At 68.7% G+C, this 26,301-nt stretch carries 23 protein-coding genes and 3 pseudogenes; 12 read left to right on the top strand and 14 right to left on the bottom strand.

Features of this window, described 5'->3' with window-relative positions:
- Nucleotides 1–44: 44 nt before the first annotated feature.
- Entirely contained in the window at nt 45–758 is a 714-nt protein-coding gene (locus AV521_RS25715) for an immunity 49 family protein (RefSeq protein WP_079249403.1), read from the bottom strand.
- 259 nt (nt 759–1,017) lie between these two features.
- Entirely contained in the window at nt 1,018–2,589 is a 1,572-nt protein-coding gene (locus AV521_RS25710; protein ID WP_076091101.1) for a hypothetical protein, read from the bottom strand.
- A gap of 81 nt (nt 2,590–2,670) precedes the next feature.
- On the opposite strand from AV521_RS25710, the gene AV521_RS25705 reads away from it, so the two are divergent.
- Nucleotides 2,671–3,927 carry a hypothetical protein gene (locus tag AV521_RS25705; RefSeq protein WP_256725676.1) on the top strand — a complete coding sequence of 419 codons (1,257 nt, stop codon included), beginning with the start codon at nt 2,671–2,673 and terminating at the stop codon, nt 3,925–3,927.
- Between the two features lie 28 nt (nt 3,928–3,955).
- Nucleotides 3,956–4,336, top strand: coding sequence for a hypothetical protein (locus AV521_RS25700; protein WP_076091099.1), 381 nt, complete (start codon nt 3,956–3,958; stop codon nt 4,334–4,336).
- A gap of 87 nt (nt 4,337–4,423) precedes the next feature.
- Here AV521_RS25700 and AV521_RS25695 read toward each other — a convergent pair whose 3' ends face one another.
- The 4 genes from AV521_RS25695 to AV521_RS25680 are packed head-to-tail and all read right to left on the bottom strand — an operon-like array spanning nt 4,424 to nt 8,301.
- Complete coding sequence (locus AV521_RS25695) at nt 4,424–5,194, bottom strand: succinate dehydrogenase/fumarate reductase iron-sulfur subunit (RefSeq protein WP_076091097.1); 771 nt, start codon at nt 5,192–5,194, stop codon at nt 4,424–4,426.
- Complete coding sequence (locus AV521_RS25690) at nt 5,191–7,122, bottom strand: fumarate reductase/succinate dehydrogenase flavoprotein subunit (RefSeq protein ID WP_076091095.1); 1,932 nt, start codon at nt 7,120–7,122, stop codon at nt 5,191–5,193. Before AV521_RS25690 ends, AV521_RS25695 begins: the two co-directional genes overlap by 4 nt.
- 23 nt (nt 7,123–7,145) lie before the next feature.
- Nucleotides 7,146–7,967: a hypothetical protein gene (locus AV521_RS25685; RefSeq protein ID WP_076091093.1), complete on the bottom strand. Its 822-nt coding sequence runs from the start codon at nt 7,965–7,967 to the stop codon at nt 7,146–7,148.
- Nucleotides 7,968–8,010: 43 nt separating this feature from the next.
- Complete coding sequence (locus tag AV521_RS25680; RefSeq protein WP_076091195.1) at nt 8,011–8,301, bottom strand: hypothetical protein; 291 nt, start codon at nt 8,299–8,301, stop codon at nt 8,011–8,013.
- Nucleotides 8,302–8,589: 288 nt separating this feature from the next.
- Between AV521_RS25680 and AV521_RS25675 the strand changes: the two genes are divergently transcribed.
- From AV521_RS25675 to AV521_RS25645, 7 genes and pseudogenes are all read left to right on the top strand, one after another.
- The gene (locus tag AV521_RS25675; RefSeq protein WP_076091091.1) at nt 8,590–10,755 is read left to right on the top strand and encodes an ABC transporter family substrate-binding protein; all 2,166 of its coding nucleotides are present in this window, start codon (nt 8,590–8,592) and stop codon (nt 10,753–10,755) included.
- Nucleotides 10,756–10,908: 153 nt separating this feature from the next.
- Nucleotides 10,909–12,816, top strand: a complete 1,908-nt coding sequence (typA, locus tag AV521_RS25670) for a translational GTPase TypA (protein ID WP_076091089.1) — start codon at nt 10,909–10,911, stop codon at nt 12,814–12,816.
- A gap of 404 nt (nt 12,817–13,220) precedes the next feature.
- Nucleotides 13,221–14,255 (top strand): ABC transporter permease, encoded by a 1,035-nt coding sequence (locus AV521_RS25665; RefSeq protein WP_076091086.1) that lies wholly within the window; start codon nt 13,221–13,223, stop codon nt 14,253–14,255.
- 59 nt (nt 14,256–14,314) lie between these two features.
- Nucleotides 14,315–16,123, top strand: coding sequence for an ABC transporter substrate-binding protein (locus tag AV521_RS25660; RefSeq protein WP_076091193.1), 1,809 nt, complete (start codon nt 14,315–14,317; stop codon nt 16,121–16,123).
- Between the two features lie 93 nt (nt 16,124–16,216).
- Entirely contained in the window at nt 16,217–17,197 is a 981-nt protein-coding gene (locus AV521_RS25655; protein ID WP_076091084.1) for an ABC transporter permease, read from the top strand.
- A 19-nt stretch (nt 17,198–17,216) separates the two neighbouring features.
- Complete coding sequence (locus AV521_RS25650; protein ID WP_076091082.1) at nt 17,217–18,281, top strand: ABC transporter ATP-binding protein; 1,065 nt, start codon at nt 17,217–17,219, stop codon at nt 18,279–18,281.
- An 11-nt stretch (nt 18,282–18,292) separates the two neighbouring features.
- Nucleotides 18,293–19,247: pseudogene (locus tag AV521_RS25645) on the top strand (ABC transporter ATP-binding protein).
- 24 nt (nt 19,248–19,271) lie between these two features.
- Here the strand turns inward: AV521_RS25645 and AV521_RS25640 are convergent.
- The 6 genes from AV521_RS25640 to AV521_RS25615 form a co-directional block, all read right to left on the bottom strand.
- The gene (locus AV521_RS25640; protein ID WP_143658646.1) at nt 19,272–19,535 is read right to left on the bottom strand and encodes a hypothetical protein; all 264 of its coding nucleotides are present in this window, start codon (nt 19,533–19,535) and stop codon (nt 19,272–19,274) included.
- Nucleotides 19,536–19,590: 55 nt separating this feature from the next.
- Nucleotides 19,591–19,995 (bottom strand): nuclear transport factor 2 family protein, encoded by a 405-nt coding sequence (locus AV521_RS25635; RefSeq protein WP_076091078.1) that lies wholly within the window; start codon nt 19,993–19,995, stop codon nt 19,591–19,593.
- 89 nt (nt 19,996–20,084) lie between these two features.
- A complete protein-coding gene (locus AV521_RS25630; RefSeq protein ID WP_076091076.1) occupies nt 20,085–20,459 on the bottom strand; it encodes a hypothetical protein in 375 nt (124 codons plus the stop codon).
- 60 nt (nt 20,460–20,519) lie between these two features.
- Nucleotides 20,520–21,284, bottom strand: a complete 765-nt coding sequence (locus tag AV521_RS25625) for a trans-aconitate 2-methyltransferase (RefSeq protein WP_076091074.1) — start codon at nt 21,282–21,284, stop codon at nt 20,520–20,522.
- 64 nt (nt 21,285–21,348) lie between these two features.
- Nucleotides 21,349–21,540 (bottom strand): DUF397 domain-containing protein, encoded by a 192-nt coding sequence (locus AV521_RS25620; RefSeq protein WP_076091072.1) that lies wholly within the window; start codon nt 21,538–21,540, stop codon nt 21,349–21,351.
- A gap of 7 nt (nt 21,541–21,547) precedes the next feature.
- A complete protein-coding gene (locus AV521_RS25615) occupies nt 21,548–22,399 on the bottom strand; it encodes a helix-turn-helix transcriptional regulator (RefSeq protein ID WP_076091070.1) in 852 nt (283 codons plus the stop codon).
- Nucleotides 22,400–22,602: 203 nt separating this feature from the next.
- On the opposite strand from AV521_RS25615, the pseudogene AV521_RS51095 reads away from it, so the two are divergent.
- From AV521_RS51095 to AV521_RS25600, 3 genes and pseudogenes are all read left to right on the top strand, one after another.
- A pseudogene (locus AV521_RS51095) lies at nt 22,603–22,975 on the top strand (ATP-binding protein).
- 32 nt (nt 22,976–23,007) lie between these two features.
- Nucleotides 23,008–23,964, top strand: coding sequence for a hypothetical protein (locus AV521_RS25605; RefSeq protein ID WP_076091068.1), 957 nt, complete (start codon nt 23,008–23,010; stop codon nt 23,962–23,964).
- A 2-nt stretch (nt 23,965–23,966) separates the two neighbouring features.
- A complete protein-coding gene (locus AV521_RS25600) occupies nt 23,967–24,224 on the top strand; it encodes a hypothetical protein (RefSeq protein ID WP_076091066.1) in 258 nt (85 codons plus the stop codon).
- A gap of 141 nt (nt 24,225–24,365) precedes the next feature.
- On the opposite strand, the pseudogene AV521_RS25595 reads toward AV521_RS25600, so the two are convergent.
- Nucleotides 24,366–25,242: pseudogene (locus AV521_RS25595) on the bottom strand (ABC transporter ATP-binding protein).
- A 26-nt stretch (nt 25,243–25,268) separates the two neighbouring features.
- The gene (locus AV521_RS25590) at nt 25,269–26,294 is read right to left on the bottom strand and encodes an ABC transporter ATP-binding protein (protein ID WP_107481011.1); all 1,026 of its coding nucleotides are present in this window, start codon (nt 26,292–26,294) and stop codon (nt 25,269–25,271) included.
- Nucleotides 26,295–26,301 lie beyond the last annotated feature (7 nt).

Raw genomic sequence — 26,301 nt, 5'->3', positions numbered from 1 at the left:
CGCTGGGCGTCGCTCAGATCGATGGAGCCCGCCCAGCGCGCGACTCAGGTCTGGTACTCGCCGACCCAGGACCGCCGCAGTAGGGCCCTCGGGATGTACTCGGACTCGACGTCGATCGGCATATCGGCGTCGTAGGCCATGCACGCGATGGCGAGCGGAGCGAGGGCGACCAGGCCTTCGCCGCTGAGGGAGCGGGCCTCGTTCGCTGTCCAGTACTCCTTGTGCCAGGTGAGGGCGTCCACCAGGGACGCGTTGAACTGTTCGGTCTCCCGGCGCAGATAGCGGTGGCAGAGTTCGAGCGGCGGATACAGGATCTTCAGCATGAGTTCCGGGCCGGCGATCTGGGCGGCCTCGGGGGCTGTGCCGTTGATGGCGATGGTCAGGGTGTCCCAGGTCTCCTGCCGCCCGAACCAGAGGTTCTGCAGGGTTTCCACCCAGGCGTAGACGTACTCGTCGAACTCCGCGCCGGACGCACGCAGGAAGGAGACGGGCACCTGGGCCAGCTGGTTGACCCGGTCGTTGTCGCGGCAGATCACCGCCAGGTAGAAGGAGGTGAGCCAGTTACCAGCGTGGAGATAGTCCTGGGGACCGGTGGCAGGAAGGTGCTTCACCTCGCCCGAGCTGCCGACACGGCAGGCCACGGGGCCCTCGGTGGCCGTACCGGCGGCGAAGAGCCCACAGCCGACCTGCATGGCGGTGACCCAGGCTTCCCAGGTCGGAAACTCACCGTCCTTCGTGCTCTTGACGATCGGCGTCATGAGTTCCTCCGCGTTGTCTGTGCGGAACTCATGGCGGGGGATGCGGGTGACCACTTGCTCCCCTCGGACTAGATCTTGAAGTGTTCCATCCGCACCCGTGGAACGGATCTGCCCGGCATCCTTCTTCAGCNNCAGATCACCCGTGAACTGCGGAATCTCCTCCGGCTTGATCACGCTCGCCGCCCCCTGTACGTCCGCATCGCTTATCGGGCAGACCTGCACCGAGATCCGGCCATAATGCAAACGTACTTACGGGGGGTCAGGAGTGCTCTGCGGCGCGGCGTGCCCGTGTGGTGGGGCCGCCGAAGCTTGTCGGGGGGCCTCCGTCCTGTCGTTCTGCCAGCAGTACGCCGCCCAGGACCGCACCGGCCAGCCCCGGCTCGGTTCCGGCGGTGCCAGCGAAGGGGTTGCCGTGGGCTCGCACGTCCCTTTCGGCCAGGTCCCGGGCCTCGCGGGCCAGGGAGTCGGCGCGGTCGGCGCGGCCCGCGCCCAGTTCCCGTTCCGCCTGCGCGAGGAGGGCCCGTGCCTCCGGGCCCACGGCGCCCCGGTGCGTCGTGACGAACCCGTCCGCCCCGGCGACGGAACTCCGCGCCACGAGCAGTGCCGCGGCGGCCGGCGCGCCGAAGTGGCCCGTCTCCAGTCGCTCCACAGCCCGCGCGATCCGGCGCAGGGCGTCCAGCGGGTCGTACGGGCCCGCCGTCAGTTCCTCCCGTACGGCCGCCAGGACGCCGTCCGCGTGGGCCAGCCGGGCACGCAGTTCACCGTTGGTCAGAGGCTTGTGGGCGCCCCCGTGCCGGGCCGCCGCGAGCACCGACTCGGCGCCGGTCAGCGCGGCCGGCACCAGTCGCGCCGCCTCCCGCAGTTCCCTCGCGAGTCGTTCCACCCCGGACACCAGGACCTCGGCCTGGGCCACCGCTCCCTCTGCGGCGCGCAGTTGCCCGGCTGCCCGTTCGCCGGTACCCGCCTCGGCCGCCTGGCGGGCCTCGTTGAGCCGGACGGTGGCGAACACCAGGCGGTCCTTGGCCTGTTCGACGTACCCGGTGACGGGCGCGGTGGCCGCGGGCGTGCCGTGGTCGTGCAGCGCCGTCAGGGTGTCCTCGGCGGTCACCGTGCGTGCCGTCAGAGCCCGGAACCGTCCCTCGGCCGTCTCCAGCGCCCCGGCCAGCCCCGGCCCCTCCAACTCCCGCAACACGTCCAGCGCGGCGGCCTCCGCGTCCAGCCGGCGTCCCGCCTCCGCGCACCGGCCGACCACGCCGACCAGCGCCTGCCGACGCGCGGCGGCGTCCTGCGGCACCCCCTCCTCGTACCGCCGCCAGATCGCGCACGCGGCCGTCAGTTCCGTCTCGGCGGCCCGCAGGGCATGGACGAAGGGCTCGGTCTCGGCGTCCGTGAACCTCCCCTGGGCGAAGGAGAGTTCCTCCCGGCTCGTCCGTACGCAGTCGTCGGCCATGACCAGCGCCGCCCGGGCCTGGCGCTCGGAGTCGGCCGGGGTGGGGGCCGGCGGGGCGGCGGAGACGGTTCCGGGGGTCGTGCGGGTACGGGCACGGCGGGTGCGGCGCAGGTAGCCGTATCCGGCGAGCACCACGGCCGCCACCCCCGCGACGAGCGGCAGCACGAGGTCGGCCGTGGACGTCCCGCCCTGCTGCGGCGTGGCGGCACTCGCGACCGTGCCCGCGGGCGCCGCCGGAACCGGATCTCCCGCACCGACCGTCATCACCGGCAGCACCAGCCACCCGGCCCCGGCCACGGCGCCCAGCACGGCCCGCGCCACCCGCACCCGTATGTGCGCCGTGGCGCGCCGGGGCCGGCCCCGAATCAGGGAGGACGTCACATTTCGGAGCGTATGGGCAGGTAGACACCTTCGCGAGCGGGACGGATACGGGTGGGGGACGAGAAGGGCAGGCGGTCAGAAATGGACACCCGAGGAGTGGACGGCAGAGGGATGTGCGAGGGCGGAGGAGTGGACGAGGGCGGAGTGGACGGCGGAGAGGTGGGTGAGGGCGAGACGGGAGGGACAGGTGAGGAGGACGGTGATCGCAGGGGCGCCCGATCCGGGACGGCCGGCCCACTCGTGCTCCGGATCCACCGCGCCCGCCAAGCCCCCCGCACCGGTCGCGCCCGCCAAGCCCTCGGTATCCGCCCTGCCCGCCGCTCCGGCCGATCCCCCCGCGCGCGTCGCCCCCTCCGTCTCGCCCTCACCACCCTCACCCTCCTGCTCGTCCCCCTCCTCACCGCCGAAACCGCCCTCCGCATCAACTACACCGGCACCCCGGAACCCGGCACCACCACCCGCCACCAGGACGCCCTCTGGCTCGGCCACGCCTGGGTAGACGGCCGTAAGACGGACCAGGACGTCCAAGCCCTGGTCCGCCGGCTGAAAGACACCGGCATCCGCGACCTGTACGTCCACTCGGGCCCGCTGGAGCACGACGGCACGCTTCCCGACTCCGCCTACCCGAAGGCCCGCCGGCTGACATCGGCCCTGCACCGCGCGGCGCCCGGCGTCCGGGTCCAGGCCTGGCTCGGCGACAAGCTGGCCACCGAGGGCCCGGACGGGCTGCGCCTGGAGCGCGCCGGGACCCGTGCCGCGATCCTCGTCTCCACCCGCCGCGTCCTCGCCGCCGGTTTCGACGGCGTGCACGTCGACCTGGAGCCGCTGCACTCCGGCGACCGCGACTACCTCGCCCTCCTCGACGACCTGCGCGCCCTCACCCACGCCCGGCACGCCGTCCTCTCCGTCGCCGCCCACCAGATCGACCCGCTGCCCGCGTTCCACTCCTTCTGGGGCACGACCACCGGTCACCCCAAGTGGTGGTCGCAGTCCTTCTTCGGGCAGGTGGCCCGCCGTGTGGACCAGATCGCCGTCATGTCGTACGACACCATGCAGCCGTTGCCGAGTCTCTACGGCGGTTACGTGGCCCAGCAGACGAGCCTCGCCCTGGAGGTCACCCCCGACACCACCGACCTGCTCATGGGCCTGCCCTTCTACCACGAGAACCGTTTCGGCCACTGGGCCCGCGGGGAGACCGTCCCGGCCGCCGTACGCGGTGTCCGCCTCGGTCTGTCCCGCACCGACGCCGATCGCGTCCGCTTCGGTGTCGCGCTGTACGTCGACTTCGCGGCGACGGAGGCCGACTGGCGCGCCTACCGGGAAAACTGGGTTCACTGAGCGGGGCCGAAGCGGAAGACCGGGGCCGGTGACCGGGAACCGACAGCCCCGGCCCGTCGCCGACCTCCAACCACTCGCCCGTGCCGCGATCGCCTACGTCTGGTCGCCGGACGAGGACTACGGGGACCTGCCCGACGCCGATCCCCGCGATTCCTTCTCACGCGCCGGCGGAGCCGACCTGTTCACCCCGGCCCACGACCGTCTCACAGCCGCTGGCGTCCGCACCGGGCGCCTGCTCCACGTGGGCCCCGAGGCAGCCGCGGCCGTCGTCGAGGACCTGCCCGGCGGCAGTCTGGAGGACGCCCTGCGCCGGGACCCGAAGGGGGCCGGACCGGCGCTGCGGGAACTCTCCGAACCCTGCGGGCCCTGCGCGCCTGCCGCTCCGCCGCTCACGGCAAGGTCGCGGTGATCGGCAACGGCGGTACCGCTTACGGCGATCCGCGCGTTGCCGCCTCCCGGGAGCGGTTGGAAGACGCCATGCACCTGTTCCACGGTGCTACGGCGTCCGCCTCCTGATCTTCGAGCCCAGCCACACCAGCGGGTCGTACTTGCGGTCCACCGCGCGTTCCTTCATGGGGATCAGGGCATTGTCGGTGATCTTGATGCCCTCGGGGCAGACCTCCGTGCAGCACTTGGTGATGTTGCAGTAGCCGAGGCCGTGTTCGTCCTGGGCCGTGCCTCTGCGGTCCAGGCCGGATTCCGCTGCCGCGTCCAACGGGTGCATGTCCAGTTCCGCGATCCGCATCAGGAAACGCGGGCCCGCGAACGCCGTCTTGTTCTCCTCGTGGTCGCGCACCACATGGCAGGTGTCCTGGCACAGGAAGCACTCGATGCACTTGCGGAACTCCTGCGAGCGGTCCACGTCCTCCTGCATCATCCGGTACTCGCCGGGACCGGCACCGGCGGGCGGCACGAAGGACGGGACCTCCCTGGCCTTCTGGTAGTTGAAGCCGACATCGGTCACCAGATCGCGGATCACCGGGAAGGTGCGCAGAGGGGTGATCGTGATCGTCTCCTCGCGGGTGAACACCGACATACGGGTCATGCACATCAGGCGCGGGCGGCCGTTGATCTCCGCCGAGCACGAACCGCACTTGCCTGCCTTGCAGTTCCAGCGCACGGCCAGGTCGGGCGCCTGGGTGGCCTGGAGGCGGTGGACGATGTCCAGGACCACTTCGCCGTCGTGGACCTCGACCGTGAAGTCATCGAGGCCACCGCCCTGCACATCACCCCGCCACACCTTGAAGCGGGCCTCGTAGCTGCTCACTCGTACAGCTCCTCTTCGGCGAGGTACTTGACCAGCTCCTCCTTCTCGAAGAGGGCGAGCAGGTCCGGGCGGATGGGGTCGGTGTTCTCGCGGGTGAGGCGGATCTGGCCGCGGCCGGGGTCGGTCGCCGCGAGGCCGCCGGTGGGGTCGGCGAGCGCGCAGAGCAGGTTCACATTGCGCCAGGCGCGGTCCATCGTCGGATGGTCCTCGCGGGTGTGACCGCCGCGCGACTCGGTGCGTTCCAGTGCCGCGCGGGCCACGCACTCGCTGACCAGCAGCATGTTCCGCAGGTCGAGGGCGAGGTGCCAGCCCGGGTTGAACTGGCGGTGGCCCTCGACGCCGGCCCGCCGGGCGCGTACCCGCAGGTCACCGAGCTTGTGCAGGGCCTGCTCCATCTCGCCCTCTCGGCGGATGATGCCGACCAGGTCGTTCATGGTCTGCTGGAGTTCCTGGTGCAGGGTGTACGGATTCTCCGGCGGGCCCGCCTCGCCCTCCCGGCCCGCCTCCGCCGAGAAGGGCCGCAGGGCCTCCGCGGACGCCGCGTCGACCTGGGCGTCGTCCACCGGCGGGCGCTGGTGCGCCTGGGCGTACTGGGCCGCGTGCCAGCCCGCGCGGCGGCCGAACACCAGCAGGTCCGAGAGGGAGTTGCCGCCGAGCCGGTTGGAGCCGTGCATGCCGCCCGCGACCTCACCGGCCGCGAACAGGCCCGGCACGCCGCGCGCCGCCGCCGTGTCGGACTCGACCGCGATGCCGCCCATCACGTAGTGACAGGTCGGCCCGACCTCCATGGCCTCCGCCGTGATGTCGACGTCCGCCAGCTCCTTGAACTGGTGGTACATGGAGGGCAGCCGGCGCCGGATCACCTCGGCCGGCATACGTGTCGACACGTCCAGGAAGACCCCGCCGTGCGGCGAGCCCCGGCCCGCCTTCACCTCGGAGTTGATGGCGCGGGCGACCTCGTCACGCGGGAGCAGCTCGGGCGGGCGCCGGTTGTGGTCCGGGTCCTCGTACCAGCGGTCGCCCTCCTCCTCCGACTCGGCGTACTTCTCCTTGAACACGTCCGGGATGTAGTCGAACATGAACCGCTTGCCCTCGGAGTTCCTGAGCACCCCGCCGTCGCCGCGCACCGACTCGGTGACCAGGATGCCCTTCACCGACGGCGGCCAGACCATGCCCGTCGGGTGGAACTGCACGAACTCCATGTTCAGCAGCTGCGCGCCGGCCAGCAGCGCCAGCGCGTGACCGTCGCCGGTGTACTCCCAGGAGTTCGAGGTGACCTTGAAGGACTTGCCGATGCCACCGGTCGCGACCACGACCGACGGCGCCTCCAGGACGAAGAAGCGGCCGGTCTCGCGCTCGTAGGCGAAGACCCCGGAGACACGATCGCCGTTCTTCAGGATCCTTGTGACCGTGCACTCCTGGAAGACCTTCAGTCGGGACTCGTAGTCCCCGGTCTCCTTGAAGTCCTCCTGCTGCAGGGCGACGATCTTCTGCTGCAGCGTACGGATCAGCTCCAGGCCCGTACGGTCACCGACGTGGGCGAGGCGCGGATACTCGTGGCCGCCGAAGTTGCGCTGGGAGATCCGGCCGTCCTTCGTGCGGTCGAACAGCGCGCCCCAGGTCTCCAGTTCCCACACCCGGTCCGGAGCCTCCTGCGCGTGCAGCTCGGCCATCCGCCACTGGTTGAGGAACTTGCCGCCGCGCAGGGTGTCGCGGAAATGAACCTGCCAGTTGTCGTGCTCGTTGACGTTGGCCATGGCCGCGGCGATGCCGCCCTCGGCCATCACGGTGTGCGCCTTGCCGAACAGCGACTTGCAGATCACCGCCGTACGGGCGCCCCGCTCGCGCGCCTCGATCGCGGCGCGCAGCCCGGCGCCACCGGCACCGACCACGACGACGTCCCACTCCTGGCGGTCGACCACGGACATCGGCTCAGATCCTCACTGGGTCTCTAGAAGAAGCGCGGGTCGGCGAAGACCCCGGACGCGACGAGATAGACGTAGAAGTCCGCGAGTGCCACGCTCAGCAGCGACGCCCACGCCAGCTGCATATGGCGGGCGTTGAGCCTGCCGACGAACTGCCACGCCCGGTAGCGCACCGGGTGCTTCGAGAAGTGTTTGAGCTTGCCGCCGACGATGTGCCGGCAGGAGTGGCAGGACAGGGTGTACGCCCAGATCAGCACGATGTTGACCAGGAAGACGAGGGTGCCCAGTCCCATGTGGCCCCACCGGTAGTGGGTGTCGCGGAAGGACAGGACCGTGTCGTAGGTCAGCACACCGGCGACCAGCAGGGCGGCGTAGAAGAAGTACCGGTGGACGTTCTGCAGGATCAGCGGGAAGCGGGTCTCACCGGTGTACTTCCGGTGCGGCTCGGCCACCGCGCAGGCGGGCGGGGACGCCCAGAAGCTGCGGTAGTAGGCCTTGCGGTAGTAGTAGCAGGTCAGCCGGAAGCCGAGCGGGAAGATCAGGATGATGATGGCGGGGGAGATGCCCCACCAGCTCCCGAAGAGGTCGGCGTTCGGGCCGGCGCGCATCGTCCGGCAGTTCTGCGCCAGGCACGGCGAGTAGAACGGCGAGACGTACGGCGCCGCGTAGTAGTGCGTGTTGGCGAAGGCCCGCCAGGTCGAGTACACGACGAAGGCGAACAGACCGGCCGCGGTGACGGCGGGCGCCAGCCACCAGCGGTCGGTCCGCAGATGCGGGGCGGTGATCGCGGCGCGCGTACCGGTCCGTACGCCGCCGCTGTTCTGTTGGGGTTCCGTACCAGTGGCCAAGGCGGGGCTCCGCTTCTATGGCTCAGGGTCCATGGCTCGGGGATCAGGGGGCGTGGCGGTCGCGGGCGCCCAGACCCTCGTCGTCCGAGCCCACCCACAGGCTGGTGTCGTACGGCGTGTCGGAGATGGTGACGAGGTCCGGGCGGCGCGGGGTCTTCTGGGTGTCGGACGCTTCCCGCAGCAGCGCCACGCTCTCGCGCAGATGGTCGGCGTCCAGCCGGACCCGGCGCATCTCCAGGCCGCCGCTGCCGAGTTGGTGCTCCAGACGTCCCAGCGACCGGTACAGATCGTCGAGAGAGCGCTGGACCGAGGTGATGTCGTCGTGCACGGACATGTCCTGCCTCACTTCCATGGGTCCGGCGGGCCCTGGACGGCGACGTTCATGCGCCTTGGAGTGTTGCGCGTCACACCTGCCTCTGTGAAGGCATGTGCACCGATTGGCGGAGGCGTATCGGTGCATCACGGGGTGTGTTGCGCCACACGGGTGAGGTTACCGCGCGTGGTCGCCGTGTCGCCCGCTGTTGCTGGATCCTTTCCTCTTCAGTGGGCCGCATAGATCTGATCAGCTCCATATACCGCCAAACGTGATCATAACGCTCGCGGCTTCCCGGAGGTAGCAGAGATGTCCCACGGTCGACGGAGCGTCACCGCCTTGGTAACCGCGGGCGTGCTGGCCGTGCCGTTCCTCGCCGGATGCGGTTCGGACGAGGACGAGGCCGGCAAGCCGCTCGCCGGTCAGGACATCGCCCCGGTCGCCCGGGACCTGGTCGCCGACGGCTCCAGCCTGAAGTGGGCCGTCGACGCCGTCCCCGAGACTCTCAACGCCTTCCAGGCCGACGCCGACACCGGCACCAACCGCATCGCCCAGGCCGTACTGCCCTCCCTGTTCCGGCTGGACGCCGGCGGCCGGCCGGTACCCAACCCCGACTACCTGGAGTCGGCCAAGGTCATCGAGACCGAGCCGCGCCAGGTCGTGCTGTACAAGCTGAACCAGCAGGCCGTCTGGAGCGACGGCCGGGAGATCGGGGCCGCGGACTTCCTCGCCCAGTGGCGCGCCCTGTCCGGCAGGAACAGCGCCTACTGGACCGCCCGCAACGCCGGCTACGACCGCATCGAGAAGATCGAGCGCGGCGCCAGCGACCTCCAGGTCCGGGTCACCTTCGCCCGCCCCTACGCCGACTGGAAGTCGCTGTTCTCACCGCTGTACCCGAAGGAGGTCATGGGCACCCCGGGCGCCTTCAACGACGAGGCCCGCCGCAGGCTGAAGGTCACCGCCGGACCGTTCACGGTGGACAAGGTCGACACCGCGAGCAAGGACGTCGTCCTCACCCGCAACCCGCGCTGGTGGGGCAGATCCGCCAAGCTGTCCCAGATCGTGCTGCACGCCGTACCCCGGGACAAGCGGGCCGAGGCGCTCGCCGACGGCAGCGTGGACGTCGCCGACGTCGATCCCGCCGACGCCCAGCGGATCGGGCTCGCCGCCCACGGCACCGCGAACCCGCTGCAGGGCTCCGGCCGGACCTCCGTGAAGAAGTTGCGCGCCTGGGCGCTCGCGCACGACTTCGGCGCCGACGCGGCCAGGGCCGGCGAGAGCAAGCTGCACAAGGCCATCGCCGAGTACCTGGACGAGCAGCTGGCACTGCGCGACGTCGAGGTCCGCAGATCGCTGGAGCCCGCCTACACCCAGCTCGCCCTCAACGGCTCCGAGGGCCCCCTCGCCGACGCGCGCGTCCGCCGCGCCGTCGCCCGCGCCCTGGACCGCGGGGAACTGGCCCGTCTGGTGCTCACCCCGCTGGGTCTGCCCGCCGTCCCGGTCGGCAGCCATCTCGCGCTGTCCGGGCAGGCCGCCTACGCCGACGACAGCGGCGCGGTCGGCGGCCAGGACACCAAGGAGGCGCAGGCGCTGCTCGCCGACGCCGGCTGGGTGCCGGGCGGCCCGGTCAAGGAGGCCAGGAAGGGCGAGAAGGCCGCCGGCGCCGAGAGCGGCAAGGGGGATATGGGAGACAAGGGGGACAAGGGGGACAAGGCCGACGGTGAGGAGAAGTCCGACGGCGGCAGGGACGGCGAGTACATCGTCGGCGAGGACGGCAAGAACGGCGACGGCAAGAGCGGGGGCCACGGCGACGGGGGTGACCGGCACCTGGCGCAGGAGGGCAGGAACGGGGGCGTACCCGGTGCGTACGCCCCCAAGGGCACGGCAGCGGCTGCCGCGCCGGCGGCCCCGCTCGCCAAGGACGGCAAGGCGCTCGCGCTGCGCTTCGTGCTCCCGTCCGGCGCCGGCTCCGAGACGCTGAACTCGGTCGCCGAGCGGATCTCGGCCATGCTGGAGCGGCTCGGCATCCGGACGACGATCACCAAGGTCCCGGACGAGAGCTACTTCAAGGACCATATCGCCTCCGGCGACTACGACCTCGCGCTGTACTCGTGGCCGTCCTCCGCGTTCCCGGCGACGGACGACCGCCCGGTCTACGCCAAGCCGGTGCCGGCCGCCGACGGCTCGGTGAACGTCGAGCAGAACTACACACGGGTGGGGACCGACCAGGTCGACCAGCTCTTCGACGAGGCCGCGGCGACGCTGGACGAGGGCGAGGCGGTCTCGCTGATCCGCAAGGCCGACGCGAGGATCTGGGCCGCGGCGGGGTCCATCCCGCTGTATCAGCGGCCTCAGCTGGTGGCCGTGCGGAAGAATCTTGTCAACGTGGGGGCGTTCGGGTTCCAGACGCCCGTGTATGAGGACATGGGCTTTCTGAAGAAGGGGGCGAGGATCTCCCCGAGTCCCAAGAACTGATCTCCATGGAGATCAGCACGTGACCCTCGGAAGGCCGACTCCCTCGGGGCCACGTAACATGGGGTGAGGCCGTGGCATGTCAAGCCCGGCAGGGCCCGCGTAACGCAGACGTACGCGCAGGCTTTCCTCACACTCCGGGAGTACGGCAACCTTATGGCCACGCGCCACGACATCCGCAACGTAGCCATCGTCGCTCACGTCGACCACGGCAAGACCACCATCGTCGACGGCATGCTGAAGCAGGCCGGCGCGTTCGCCGCCCACCAGCTCGACCAGGTCGACGACCGGGTCATGGACTCGAACGACCTGGAGCGTGAGAAGGGCATCACGATCCTCGCCAAGAACACGGCGGTGAAATACCACCCGAAGGACGGCGGGGACCCGATCACCATCAACATCATCGACACCCCGGGCCACGCCGACTTCGGTGGCGAGGTCGAGCGCGGTCTGTCGATGGTGGACGGTGTGGTGCTGCTCGTCGACGCCTCCGAGGGCCCGCTGCCGCAGACCCGGTTCGTGCTGCGCAAGGCGCTCCAGCAGCGCCTGCCCGTCATCCTGTGCATCAACAAGACGGACCGCCCGGACTCCCGCATCGACGAGGTCGTCAACGAGACCTACGACCTCTTCCTGGACCTGGACGCGGACGAGGAGCAGATCGAGTTCCCGATCGTCTACGCCTGCGGCCGTGACGGCATCGCCTCGCTGACCAAGCCGGACGACGGCACGGTCCCGGCCGACAGCGACAGCCTGGAGCCGTTCTTCTCCACGATCCTGGAGCACATCCCGGCCCCGACGTACGAGGAGGAGGCCCCGCTCCAGGCGCACGTCACCAACCTCGACGCCGACAACTTCCTCGGCCGTATCGCGCTGCTCCGCGTCGAGCAGGGCGAGCTGCGCAAGGGCCAGACGGTCGCCTGGATCAAGCGCGACGGCTCCGTCAGCAACGTGCGCATCTCCGAGCTGATGATGACCGAGGCCCTCACCCGCAAGCCCGCCGAGAAGGCCGGCCCGGGTGACATCTGCGCCGTCGCGGGTATCCCCGACATCATGATCGGCGAGACGCTCGCGGACCCCGAGAACCCGATCCCGCTGCCGCTGATCACGGTGGACGAGCCGGCGATCTCCATGGTCATCGGTACGAACACCTCGCCGCTGGTCGGCCGGGGCGGCACCGGCAAGGGCGCCGACGCGAAGTCGGCCGTGAAGGACCGCAAGGTCACCGCCCGCCAGGTCAAGGACCGCCTGGACCGCGAGCTGATCGGTAACGTCTCGCTGCGCGTGCTGGAGACCGAGCGTCCGGACGCCTGGGAGGTGCAGGGCCGTGGTGAGCTGGCGCTCGCCATCCTGGTCGAGACCATGCGCCGGGAGGGCTACGAGCTGACCGTCGGCAAGCCGCAGGTCGTCACCAAGGACGTCGACGGCAAGGTCTACGAGCCGGTCGAGCGCATGACGATCGACGTGCCCGAGGAGCACATGGGCGCCGTCACGCAGCTCATGGGTGTCCGCAAGGGCCGTATGGACAACATGTCCAACCACGGCTCGGGCTGGGTGCGCATGGAGTTCGTCGTGCCGTCCCGTGGCCTGATCGGTTTCCGGACCGAGTTCCTGACCCAGACCCGCGGCACGGGCATCGGCCACTCCATCCACGAGGGCCACGAGCCCTGGTTCGGCACCCTGCAGACCCGCAACAACGGTTCGCTGGTCGCCGACCGCTCCGGTGCCGTCACCGCGTTCGCGATGACAAACCTCCAGGAGCGCGGCGTGCTGTTCGTGGAGCCGGGCACCGAGGTGTACGAGGGCATGATCGTCGGTGAGAACTCCCGCGCCGACGACATGGACGTCAACATCACCAAGGAGAAGAAGCTCACCAACATGCGGTCCTCGACGGCCGATGTGGCCGAGTCGATCGTGCCGCCGCGCAAGCTGTCCCTTGAGCAGTCGCTGGAGTTCTGCCGCGACGACGAGTGCGTCGAGGTGACCCCGGAAGCCGTTCGCATCCGCAAGGTCAACCTCGACCAGCGGGAGCGGGCGCGCGCCGCGAGCCGCGCCAAGCACGGCTGATCCACCCGCAGTTGAGCCCGGGTGCCCCCATCGTGGGGGCACCCGGGCTTTTTGCAACCCATTTTCTGGCGCCCTATGTCCGGCATGCGGAGATCGCTGCCCGATACCCATGTAACAAGTCCGTTTCGTGCCTTCTTCCGTCGAACAGTTTGTCCAGATTTTGGAAGGTCTAGCGGCGATCCGTGACTGAATTGAGATCTACCGGCAGTGGTCGGTGGTGGACCCATGGCAGATAGTTAGCCGCGAAGCGCTCGGGTCAATGGGTCTCGCACTGTGGGGACAGTGCGCCGACTCACGAGCACCAGGGGGTGTCTGACCCTCCGTCAGGGGTGTCGGAGGGAAGACGGAATCCCTCTCTTGTTGGTGAACGCGTGGAGTCACTCATACCTTGAAACGGACGAACCGTGACAAGTCCTATCGACATTGAGGGCGGCGGGACTTCGGTCGACGTCGACGGCGAACCAGGGCCGGAGACGAAGAGCGAAGCCGTCAAGCTCGCGGGCCGGTCTCCCGGCCAGCTGATGTGGCTGCGCTTCAAGCGCGACCGCACGGGCGTGATCTCGGCCTACGTCGTGGGCTTCTTCTTCCTGATCGGACTGCTCGCCCCGCTGATCGCCAAGCTGTACGGCAAGAACCCGTACACGGTGTACGCGGACGAACGTCCGGAGCTCTTCGACAGCGCCGGTGTGCCGGTACAGCCCAACGGCGGTATCAGCGGCGACTTCTGGTTCGGCCTCGAACCCGGCAACGGCTACGACGTCTTCACCAAGCTGATCTACGGCATCCGCACCTCGCTGATGATCTCCGTCGCCGTCACCGTCGCCGTCGTCGTGACCGGCATCCTGCTCGGCGTCACCGCCGGCTATGTCGGCGGCAGGACCGACTACTTCATCGGCCGGGTCATCGACTTCCTGCTCGCCTTCCCGGCGCAGCTGTTCTTCATCGCGAGCATGCCGGTCGTGGTCTCCCTGTTCGTCAGCCCCCGTGACGAGACCCCCACCTATGTCCGGGTGGTGGCCCTGATCATCGTCCAGTGGTTCCTGGGCTGGATGGGGCTCGGCCGTATCCTGCGCGGCACCGCACTCGCCCTGCGGGAACGGGAGTTCATCGAGGCGGCCCGGGTCAGCGGTGCCTCGTCGTGGCGGATCATCCGCAAGGAGATCCTGCCGAACGTCGTCACGCCGCTGCTGGTGCAGTCGACGTACCTGCTGCCCGGTTTCGTGACGGCCGAGGCCGGTCTGTCCTTCCTGGGTGTCGGCATCGTCGAACCGACGCCGGACTGGGGGCAGATGTTCTCCAAGGCGTCCACCGAACTGGTGATGCAGAACGACATCACCTACATGTTCTTCCCCGGCGTCTCGATGATCATCTTCGTCGTCGCGTTCAACCTGCTCGGGGACTCGGTCAGAGACGCCTTCGATCCCAAGACCGCGCGCTGACCTGGCACCACGTCAACCACACGGATCGTCACTTTCACAGATGGGTGGGTATCTTCGTGATGAGTAGGGGCGGACGCCACGCATACGGCGCACTCTCCGTGCTTGCGGCCGGAGCACTCGTGCTCACCGGCTGCAGCAAGGGCGGCAGCGACTCCGGCACCAACGGCAAGAAGGACCAGCAGGACGCCAAGCGCCAGCAGGCGTCCATCAAGTTCGGCGGCACGGCCGACTCCACCGGTCCGGCGGCGCCCGTGCCCGGCGCCAAGTCCGGCGGCGCGATGGAGGTGCTGCAGCGGGACTCGTACGCGCACCTGGACCCGGGCCAGATCTACGTCTCCGACATGATGTCCGTCGCACAGCTGCTGCACAGAGGTCTGACCGGCTACAAGGCCACGAGCGACGACGGCCACCAGCACGAGGTGGTCGGCGACCTCGCCACCGACTCCGGCACCACCACCGACGGCGGCAAGACCTGGAAGTACACGCTCAAGGACGGCATCAAGTTCGCGGACGGCACTCCGATCACGTCCACGGACATACGCCACACCTTCGAGCGGCTCTTCGCGTCGTTCATCAACCAGGGCCCCACCTACATCCAGCAGTGGCTCGCGGACACCTCCGGCGCCACCTACCGCAAGCTGCTGCCGGACGGGCCGTACAAGGGCAAGCACCTGCCCGACTCCGTCCTGCAGACCCCGGACGAGAAGACGATCGTCTTCCACTTCAAGACCGCGCACCCCGACCTGCCCTACGCGCTGGCCATGGCCGGCTACTCGGTGGTCTCGGAAAAGGGCGACACCAAGGAGAAGTACGACAAGGCACCGTTGGTGACCGGCCCGTACAAGATCCAGTCGTTCAAGTCCGGCAAGTCGATGGTGCTCGTCAAGAACACCAACTGGGACCCGAAGACGGACCCGATCCGGCACCAGTACGTGGACCAGTTCAACATCACGTTCAACCAGCAGTTCGAGACCTCCACCAAGTCCCTGCTCGCCGACAGCGGCGCCGACCAGACCGGCATCAGCTTCAACAACCAGGTCGACGCGGGCAACCTGTCCCGGGTCCTCAAGGACCCGAAGATGAAGTCCCGCACGGTCTCGGGCTACCAGCCGTACGTCGGCCAGATGAACATCAACATGAGCCACCCGGCCATGAAGGACAAGACGGTCCGCGAGGCCATCGCCTACGCGCTGCCGATCACCCCGTTCGTGCGGGCCTACGGCGGCACCGACGCGATGGAGGTCGCGGGCGGCCTGATCTCCCCGACCGTCTCCGGCTACGACCCCTCCTTCGACCCGTGGGGCAAGAAGAAGAACCCCGCCGGTGACCCGGCCAAGGCCAAGGCGCTGCTGCAGAAGGCCGGCAAGCTGGGCATGAAGCTGACCTTCGGCTACATCAACACCCCCGAAGGCCAGCAGTACTCCACCGCGATGGCGGCGGGCCTACAGAAGGCCGGCTTCAACGTCCAGCGCCAGGAGATCCCGGCCGAGACCTACTACGACCAGGTCTCCAAGCTCAACAACAACTACGACATCTTCCACACCGCGTGGGGTGCCGACTGGCCGTCCTCCTCGACCGTGATCCCGCCGCTGTACGACGGCCGGGTGATCGCCGACGGCGCGCAGAACTACTCCCAGGTCAACGACCCGAAGATCAACAGCGAGATCGACCGGATCAACAAGATCACCGACCCGGTCAAGTCGGCGGCCGAGTGGGAGAAGCTCGACGAGTACATCGTGAAGGACAGCGTCAACGTCGTCCCGACCGCGTACTACAAGCAGAGCCAGATCGCCGGTTCCAAGGTCGGCGGCATGGTCTACGACGACGTGATCGGCGGCGTCGACCCGCGTCGCCTCTTCATCAAGTAACCGTCCCCGTCCGGCACCCGGCGCGCCCCCGCGACAGCGGAAGCGGCGCGCCGGGTACCGCCCGGGCCGCCGACGTCTGAGAGCTGCCCTGTCATGCTGCGCTTCCTCGTGCGCCGGTTCATCGGTGCCGTCGTCATTCTCTTCCTGCTGAGCGTTGTCACGTTCGTGCTGTTCTTCGGGGTGCCCCGGGATCCGGCGCTGCTGATGTGCGGCAAGACCTGCAACCCGGACAGCATCGCGAACATCCACCATGTGCTCGGCCTGGACAAACCCATCACCGAGCAGTACTGGATCTTCCTGCACAACCTCGTCGTGGGCAGCAGCCAGTTCGCCCAGGGACCGTGCCCCGCCCCCTGCTTCGGCTACTCGTACCACACCAACGAGCAGGTCTGGGCCACGCTGATGGACCGCCTGCCCACTACCGTCTCGCTCACACTGGGCGCGGCCGTGTGCTTCCTGCTCGTCGGCCTCGGCACCGGGCTGCTCGCCGCCTGGCGGCGCGGCACGCTGATCGACAAGACGGCCACCGCGGGCGCCATGGTCATCAGCTCGCTGCAGATCTACTTCCTCGGCCCGCTGGCCCTGGCGATCCTCGTCTACCAGACCCATTGGTTCGACAAGCCCGCCTACAACGAGATCACCCACGACCCCGTCTCCTGGTTCACCGGCCTGATCATCCCCTGGGTGGTCCTCTCGACGATCTTCGCCGCGCAGTACACCCGTATGGCGCGCTCCTCGATGATCGAACAGCTCCAGGAGGAACACGTCCGCACCGCCCGCGCCAAGGGCATGTCCCGGGCCTACGTCTTCTTCCGCTACGCCTGGCGCGGTTCGCTGATCCCGATCGTCACCATCTTCGGCATCGACCTCGGCTCGCTGTTCGGCGGCGCCATCATCACCGAGTACACCTTCGGCCTGCCGGGGCTCGGCAACCTCGCCGTCCAGTCCGTCTTCTTCAGCGACCTGCCGCTGCTGCTCGGCGTGATGCTCTTCTCCGCCAGCATGATCCTGCTGTTCAACATCGTCGTCGACGCCGCGTACGCCTTCATCGACCCGCGCGTGCGGCTGTCCTAGGCCGCATGAGGAGACTGTCGTGACCACTCTGACCAAGGAAGCCGGAGCCCCGGCCCCGGCCGGCTCCGGCCCCCTGCTCTCCGTGCGGGACCTGCACGTCAGCTTCAAGACCGAGGACGGCGTCGTAGGGGCCGTGGACGGACTCTCCTTCGACCTCGAACGCGGCCGGACGCTCGGCATCGTGGGCGAGTCCGGCTCGGGCAAGTCGGTGACCAACCTGACCATCCTCGGCCTGCACAACCCCATGTTCACCACGGTCGAGGGTGAAATCCTGCTGGACGGGCGGGAGTTGACGACAGCGCGCGAGTCCGAACTCGAAAGACTGCGCGGCAACAAGGTCGCCATGATCTTCCAGGACCCGCTCACCGCGCTCTCCCCGTACTACACGGTGGGCCGGCAGATCGCCGAGCCGTACATGAAGCACAACGGCGCCTCCAAGAAGGCCGCCTGGGAGCGGGCCGTGGAGATGCTCGGCAAGGTGGGCATCCCGAACCCCCGCGAGCGGGCGAAGGACTATCCGCACCAGTTCTCCGGCGGTATGCGCCAGCGCGCGATGATCGCCATGGCGCTGGTCTGCGACCCCGACCTGCTCATCGCCGACGAGCCGACGACGGCGCTGGACGTGACGGTCCAGGCGCAGATTCTCGATCTGCTCAAGGACCTGCAACAGGAGTTCGGATCGGGCATCATCTTCATCACCCACGACCTGGGGGTGATCGCCGACATGGCCGACGACATCATGGTGATGTACGCGGGCGGCGCGGTGGAACGGGGCACGGTCGACGAAGTGCTGCGCTCGCCCCGCCATCCCTACACCTGGGGCCTGCTGAACTCGATGCCACGCCTGGACTCCGACCTCGGCGCCCAGCTGTCCCCGATCCCCGGCACCCCGCCCTCGCTGCTCACCCCGCCGTCCGGCTGCCGCTTCCATCCCCGCTGCACCTTCCAGGACCGGGTCGAGGGCACCGGCCGCTGCGTACGCGAGCGCCCGCCGCTGACGCCGGACCGGGCCTCCGCGTGCCATCTGACGGAGGACCAGAAGCGGACCATCTTCATCGAAGAGATCAAGCCCCGGCTGGGCTAGGAGACATTGTCATGACAGAGGAGAACGTCCTCACAGCCCCGCGCGGGAAGAACAGCGGCGCGGACGGCGAGCCGCTGTTGCAGGTCTCGGGCCTGACCAAGCACTTCCCCGTCAAGGGCGGCTTCCCGATCCGCCGGACGATCGGCGCGGTGCAGGCCGTGGACGGCATCGACCTGACGGTGCACGCCGGGGAGAGTTTCGGCCTGGTCGGTGAGTCGGGCTGCGGCAAGTCGACGACGGGCCGGCTGATCACGCGGCTGCTGGAGCCCACGTCCGGGTCGATCTCGTACCGGGGCCAGGACATCAGCCATGCCACGCGCAAGGATCTGGCGCCGATCCGCTCCGAGATCCAGATGATCTTCCAGGATCCGTACTCGTCGCTGAACCCGCGGCAGACGGTCGGCAAGATCATCTCGGGTCCGATGGAGATCAACGGGATCGAGCCCGAGGGCGGGCGCGAGAAGCGCGTCCGCGAACTCCTGGAGATCGTCGGCCTCAANNCAGCAGGAACTGGGCATCGCGTTCGTCTTCATCGCCCACGACCTCGCCGTTGTACGGCACTTCTCCCATCGGGTCGCGGTGATGTACCTCGGCAAGATCATCGAGGTCGGCGACCGAGACTCCATCTACACCCGCCCGCGCCACCCGTACACCCACGCCCTGCTGTCCGCGGTCCCCGAGGTGAACCTCACGGAGGAGGACACGGGTGGCCGCGAGCGCATCCGCCTGGCCGGCGACGTCCCCTCACCCATCTCCCCGCCCTCCGGCTGCCGCTTCCGCACGCGTTGCTGGAAGGCCCAGGACAAGTGCGCGACAGAGGAACCACCGCTGATCCGCCTCTCCGGCAACCACGAGGGCCATCTGACGGCCTGCCACTTCCCGGAGGAACCGACGATCGAGGCACGGGACGAGGACATCGTGCTGGATCCGGCGTTGGTGGCGTTGGAGGAGGAGGGGACGGACTAGGCGTATGGCCCTGAGCTGTTCGCCTCATGCGGCAAAGGGATCACCCATCACACCACAGAGCCGCACGAGCCCCGGCCGTCCCTCGTCACTGACCTGCGCATAGACCGTGTACGTCCATCCCTGCGACTCCGCTTCGCGACGTGTCCAGTCCAGCACTTCGTCGACATCGGCCTCTGACACTTGATATTCGTGCGACTGATTACTGGCCGTGTCCCAGAAGTAGACGCGGTAGACGGCATGGTCCTGCTCCCAAGTCATATCCCTGGGATCTACTGGACGAATGTGCATGGTTCGATCTTAGAACCCGAGACTCCGGCGCCCTGAGATCAATCCGGGCTTGGTCTCAGGGCGCGGTGAAGAAGGAACTCATGCCGTCGACGTCCGAGAGATAGCTGTCGATGGCGGTGATGCGTCCGTGGCGCGTGGTCAGCACGGTCGCGAGGTACTCGTCGAGACGACGGCCGTCAGGGGCGGTTGCCGTGTTGTGGAGTGAGAGGGCGGCACCGTGCGCGCCGACGAGGACATGCAGCAGCTCGGTGTGCAGTCCCCTGCCCGCGATGTGCCGAGCCCGGTCCACGACCGCTTCGGCGCCGTGGACGGTGCCGGAGATCGTGCCCGTTCCCGGCATGGTCCAGGCGATGTCGTCCGCCAGCAGACCCCGCAGCGCCTCCCAGTCCCGGGCCTGGAAGGCGGTGAGGAAGCGTTCGGCGATGGTCGCGATGGTCAGAGCGGCGCTGTTCGTGGACATGGCTCCCCGGTTTCTCCACCGACTGTCGTCAATTCCCCGACGAGCCTATGCGGATCGTCCCCGCGGAGAGCACCCGTATCGGGGTGCTCTCACCACCCGGCAGCCGACTGCGGTACCTCGACGACGAAGAACAGGAAGTTGGGCTTGGTCGAAAGGTCGCGGAAGCCGTCGGGAAACAGTTCACGGGCGGCCGGGTCGGGCCGCGGCTCGCTGATGACGGCAAGGCGGAAGCCGGCGGTGGTGAAGGCACCGCGGTCGCGCAGTGCGGCGGACAGGGGGCCTGAGCCGCAGCCGGCGTCCAGGATCCGGCGGCCGGCCACGTCTCCGGCGAGGGCCAACATCGCGGGCCGCGCGTAGTACGCGTTCACGAGGTTGTTCTCGGTCTCCGCCGAGTACGCCTCGGCGAAGTGGTCGTAGTCGTTCGCCTGGGCCGGATCCGCAGGCCGGGCGCGACTCTCGGGCACGTCGGTTAGGGCGGTGCCTCGGTTACGTCGGTTAAGCGTTCCGTCGTCGCAGCCCAGTGGTCACATGATCCGCCGGGCAGAACCCGGCTGGGCTCGTCGGGCCACGGTGATGATCTCGGGGCTGGCGGGGGTGAGCGGGCTCCGGCCCCAGTCCCCGTACTGTTCGACGACGGCCAGCCCGGCCTCGGCCAGGAAGGCCGTGAGGGACTCCGGATCCAGGAAGCGCAGGACGCTGTGGCAGACCCGTGGGGTCGGCCAGGGGGCGCCGGCGTAGGTCTCCGTGAAGCGCACCCGGCCCCCGGTGAGGGGCTGTTGGACCTCGTGCCACACCCGTACCGGAGTGCCGTCATCGGCGGTGATCTCGTAGATCCGCTCGGGCGTCCAGCGCTCCCAGGCACGGGCGGCCGGATTGCGGCTCTCGAAGACGAACCGTCCGTCGGCGCCGAGGGCCGCACGGACCGCGCGCAGACACGACCGGATCTCCTCGTCGCCGACCAGTTCCTGGAACGCGTGCCCGGTCATGACGACGAGGTCGAACTCCCCATCCCAGCGCCGCACTCGGGTGTCACCGAGCACCCACTCGACGTCCGGCCGGGCCCGCCGCGCCTGTACGAGCATGGCCGGGGCCGGATCCAGACCCATCAGCCGTCCCTGGTGCCCCTCGGCCCGGGCCCGCCGCAGCAACCGCCCGGTGCCGCAGCCGATGTCCAGCACCGAGCGGGCCTCCCGCACCAGACCGAGGTAGAAGTCGTCACCCGGTCCCCAGGGGTTGAGGTGGTCATAGAGCGCGGCGAGCGCGAGATCGGTGAACGAATGATCTACCACCGCGGCAGTCTGACACACGATGTTGAACGGTGTGTCAGGTTCCGGTGCACTTCTTGAGCGTCTCTCAACTCCGGTGCTTTTTCAGAGCATTGATGAAGGGGGTGAAGGTGGTGGGGGGGAAGGTGAGGGTGGCTCTTGCCGGGGCCTTGGAGTCGCGGACTGCTATGTGGGCGGGGCGGATGGAGACCTCCACGCAGGCGTTGCCCTCGCCGCCGCCGGAATAGGACGACTTGCGCCAGTGGTCGCGGGTGGCCATGAGTGCCTCACAGTTCCTTCGCCAGTCCGTGGATGAAGTCGCGTGAACGTCCGGGTTTGAGCGACACCGCTTCCAGCCTACGGAAGAGTGCGCGGAAGCGACTGAGTTGGGCTTCGGCGTCAATGAATCCAGTCATGTGGGGGCCGTCGCGTACCACTGTGTCCAGCTTGGGCACCGGACCACCCGCGTACACCATGGCGCTTCCGGCTCCGCCGAAGTCGTCCAGGTCGAAGGGGATGACGCGCACGGTGATGTGGTCGCGTTCGGAGAGTTCCAGTACATGAGCGAGTTGAGCCCGCGCTGCGGCACGGTCGCGGACTCTGATGCGCAGCGCCGCTTCGTGGACCAGGGCCTCGTACGGAATCGGGTCGGCACGCTGGATGACGACCTTGCGCCTCATCCGGTGTTCGGCCCACAGCTCCAGCTCGCTTTTGGGGTGATCCGGGTTTACGTACGAGAAGAGTCCTCGGGCGTACTCCTCGGTCTGGAGAAGACCTGGGATGTGCAGGAAGTCCACGTCCCACCGGTAGCTGGCGTGGTGCTCCAGCTCGGACAGGTCCAGGAACGGCGTAGACAGGCGGCCCCGGTACTCCTCCCACCAGCCTCGCGTGCGGTCCGTGGCCATGGCCACCAGAGCCTCGATGAGTTCGGGGTCAGAGCAGGCGTAGTTGGCGGCGAGGCGACGTAGCCGGTTCTCGCTCACACCCGTGAAGCCGGCCTCGATCTGGCTGATGTGGGGAGGGCTCACTCCGAGCAGTCTCGCCGCCTCCCGTGCGCTGAGGCCTGCCGCGTCACGGAGCCTGCGCAACTCTGTCGCCAGGCGCATCTGACGTGCCGTCGGCTCGGCTCTCAATGCCATTGGCGGATCCTCTCAACACGTCCGTGAACTCGACTCGTTCGGGCGTCAGATTACGCGACCAGCTTGCGATGCATTAACAGTAAGCCTTACCGTCGGTGATGTATCGCCCACGCAGCGGAAGCGCACCGCGCTGTCCTGCCATGACGGCTGCGGCATTGCCACCGCGCGCCAAATCCCCACTCATCGACCGGAGTTGATGACGCATGCCCGAAAACGAAGCCTGGGACTGCACGCTCTACGTCCCCAACGACCTCAGAGCCGTCACGGTGTGCCGCCGCACCCTGCGCCTGATTCTGACCCTGCATGGGTTGATCGGGATCGTGGACACGGCGGAGTTGCTGGCGGCTGAGCTGGTGTCCAATGCCGTGCGGCATACGAAGGGTCCGGCGGCTCGGGGCGTGGGACACCGATCCCGCTCCGCCGGATCCCCCGCGTCCGTTGGAGCAGGTGGCGGAGCTGGAGGACGGGCGGGGGCTGGGGCTGGTGAAGGCGTGTGCGCAGTACTGGGGGTGGCAGCCTACGGCGCGATTCGGGGACCGGGGGAAGTACATCTGGTGCGAACTTGCGGCGGCGTAGCTCGTTGATCACCGCGATGGAAAGGAGAGCTGATGGTCGGCTCGTCGCATGAGGCGCTGCACCGGATCTTCCAGAAGGATCCGACACTGCTGACGAAGGCGTTACAGAAGGTCCTGCACGTGCCGTTCCCCGAGCCTCGGGAGATCGCCGCGCTGAACGTGGACCTCACCGAGATCGAACCGGTCGAGCGCCGCGTGGACACGCTGCTGCGGGCGGAGACGGACGAGGGCACGTACCTGCTGGTGGTGGAGTCGCAGGGGAAGAAGGACGAGCGGAAACGGGGCAGCTGGCCGTACTACCTGTCGTACTTGTATGAGAGGTACCGCTGTGATCCGGTGCTCATCGTCATCACCCAGAGCAGCGCTACGGCGCGGTGGGCGGAGCGTCCGATCCAGTTCGGGTTCCGGGGGCGGCCCTCGCTGATCGTACGGCCTCTCGTGCTGGGTCCGCACAACGTGCCGGTGATCGCGGACGAGCGGCAGGCCGAGCGGGACGTCCCTCTTGCGGTGCTCTCGGCCATGACACACGGGCGTGGACCGCAGGCTCCGGCCATACTGGAATCCCTGGCCGCCGCCCTGCGGACCATCGACCCCGACAGTGCCGCAGTCTTCGTGCAGTTTGTCGACTCCTGCCTGGCCGACCCCCAGGCGAAGCAGATGTGGAGGGACCTGATGACGGCGATCCAGTACTTCTGGCGACACCCGCTGGCCGAGCAAGTGCGGCAGGAAGGCCGAGATCAAGGCCTGGAACAAGGCCTCGAACAGGGCTTCGAACTGGGCCGGGAAGAGGGCCGGGAGCAGGGCCGGGAGCAGGGCCGGGCCGAGGCCAAGGCCGAGATGGTGCTCCACATTCTGGAATGGCGCCGCATCCCGGTACTTGACGCCGACCGCAAGCGGGTGGCGGCGTGCACGGACCTCGCCCAGCTGGAGATCTGGGCCCAGCGAGCCGTACACGCCACGGACGCTGCGGAGCTGTTCGACGCGGAGTGACGATGATGGCGATCCAGTACTTCTGGCGACACCCCTTGGCGGAGCAGGTGCGCGCGGAAGGCGGGGAAGAGGGCAGGGAAGAGGGCCGTATCGAGGGTCGTAGGGAGATGATCCTGCGCATCCTGGAGTGGCGGGGAATCCCGGTGGCAGATGGGACCCGCGGGCGAGTCACCGCCTGTACGGACCTTGCCCAGCTGGAGGTCTGGGCCCAGCGAGCCGTACACGCCACGGACGCTGCGGAGCTGTTCGCCGCGGAGTGAGCGGGCTGACCCGTCCACGCCGAAGGCCCGCGTCCGGGAAGACGCGGGCCTTCGTTCCCTGGAAGCGGACGATCAGGGGCTCGGGTCAATGGGCCGGTGAAAGTCCGTTCCGCGAGGGGCGGCTGACGGAAAAGGGGTGTGTCAGGCCGCCGCCTCGGGGTCCTCGGCGAGACGGGGGGCCGGGACCGTCTCCGCCGTCTCGGGGTAGTGGCACGCCGTCAGGTGGCCGGGCTTGTTGCCCTCCGCCTGCACCAGCGGCGGGGCCTCCGTCGCGCACTTCTCCGTCGCCTTCCAGCAGCGGGTGCGGAAGCGGCAGCCGGAGGGCGGGTTGATCGGGGACGGGACGTCGCCGGCCAGGCGGATGCGCTCGCGCGGCTCCGCGTCCACCGTCGCCTCGGGCACGGCGGAGAGCAGGGCCCGGGTGTAGGGGTGGCGCGGGTTGCCGTACAAGTCGTCGCGGTCGGCGATCTCGACGATCTTTCCGAGGTACATCACGGCCACGCGCTGTGAGAAGTGGCGGACGATCGCCAGGTCGTGGGCGATGAAGACGAACGCGATGCCCAGTTCCTGCTGNNTTGAGGCCGACGATCTCCAGGAGTTCGCGGACGCGCTTCTCGCGGCCGCCCTCGGGGTTGATGTCGTTGATCTCCATCGGGCCCGAGATGATCTTGCCGACCGTCTGCCGCGGGTTCAGCGAGGCGTACGGGTCCTGGAAGATCATCTGGATCTCGGAGCGGATCGGCGCCAGATCCCTGCGGCCCGCGTGCGTGATGTCCTGGCCGCGGTAGGTGATCTTGCCGCCGGTCGGCTCCAGGAGGCGGGTGATCAGCCGGCCCGTGGTGGACTTGCCGCAGCCCGACTCGCCGACGAGGCCCAGGCTCTCGCCCTCGGCCACCTGGAAGTCCAGCCCGTCGACCGCCTGCACCGCGCCGACCGTACGGCGGATGGGGAAGCCACCCTTGATCGGGAAGTGCTTCGTCAGCCCGGAGACGTCCAGGAGGGGGTTCGTGTTGCTCATGGTCGTGAAGTCCCGTCTGGTTTCCGTCAGTTGTGCCGGGTTGCGGCGAAGTCGGCGAAGAGTTCCTGCTTCTGGTCGGGGGTGAGGTGGCAGGCGGAGCCGCGGCCGTCGGTCACCTCGAGCTTCGGGCGGTCGGCCGAGCACAGTCCGTCGGCGACCTTCTCGGTGAACGCGCAGCGCGGGTGGAAGCGGCAGCCGGACGGCGGGTTGAGGAGGGAGGGCGGGGCGCCGGGGATGGGGGAGAGCGGCACGTCGACCGGGCCGTCCAGGCTCGGCATGGAGTTCAGCAGGCCCAGGGTGTAGGGGTGGTCCGGGCTGCTCAGCACCTGCTTCTTGGTGCCGCGCTCCACGCACCGGCCGCCGTACATCACCAGTACGTCGTCCGCGATGTCGGCGATGACGCCGAGGTCGTGGGTGATGAAGATGATCGCCGTGCCGAACTCCTGCTGGAGGTCCTTCAGCAGGTCCATGATCTGGGCCTGGACCGTCACGTCGAGGGCCGTCGTCGGCTCGTCGGCGATCAGCAGCTCGGGGTCGCAGACCAGCGCCATGGCGATCATCGCGCGCTGGCGCATACCGCCGGAGAACTGGTGCGGGTAGTCGTCCACGCGGGTGTCGGGCTGGGGGATGCCGACGCGCCGCAGCATCTCGATCGCGCGGGCCCGGGCCTCCTTCTTGGAGACGCCGGTGTGCTTGCGGTACGTCTCGGCGATCTGCGCGCCGATGGTGTGGTACGGCGAGAGCGAGGCCAGCGCGTCCTGGAAGATCATGGACATCTTGTTGCCGCGCAGCTTCTCCAGCTCGGACTCGGAGGCGCTGATCAGCTCCTTGCCGTCGAGCAGGATCTCGCCGTCCATCGTGGTGTTCCGTGGGTCGTGCAGGCCCAGGATCGCCATGTTGGTGACGGACTTGCCGGAGCCGGACTCACCGACGATACCGAGGGTCTTGCCCTTCTCCAGGTCGAACGACAGCCCGTCGACGGCCTTGACGATGCCGTCCTCGGTGGAGAAGTGGACCCGCAGATCGCGCAGGGAGAGGAAGGGGGTGCTCATGATCTCT

This window comes from Streptomyces sp. IMTB 2501 (genome assembly GCF_001953885.1).
Taxonomy (GTDB): Bacteria; Actinomycetota; Actinomycetes; order Streptomycetales; family Streptomycetaceae; genus Streptomyces.
The sequence above is the reverse complement of the archived record's forward strand: the minus strand, read 5'-3'. Positions and strand labels throughout refer to the sequence as shown.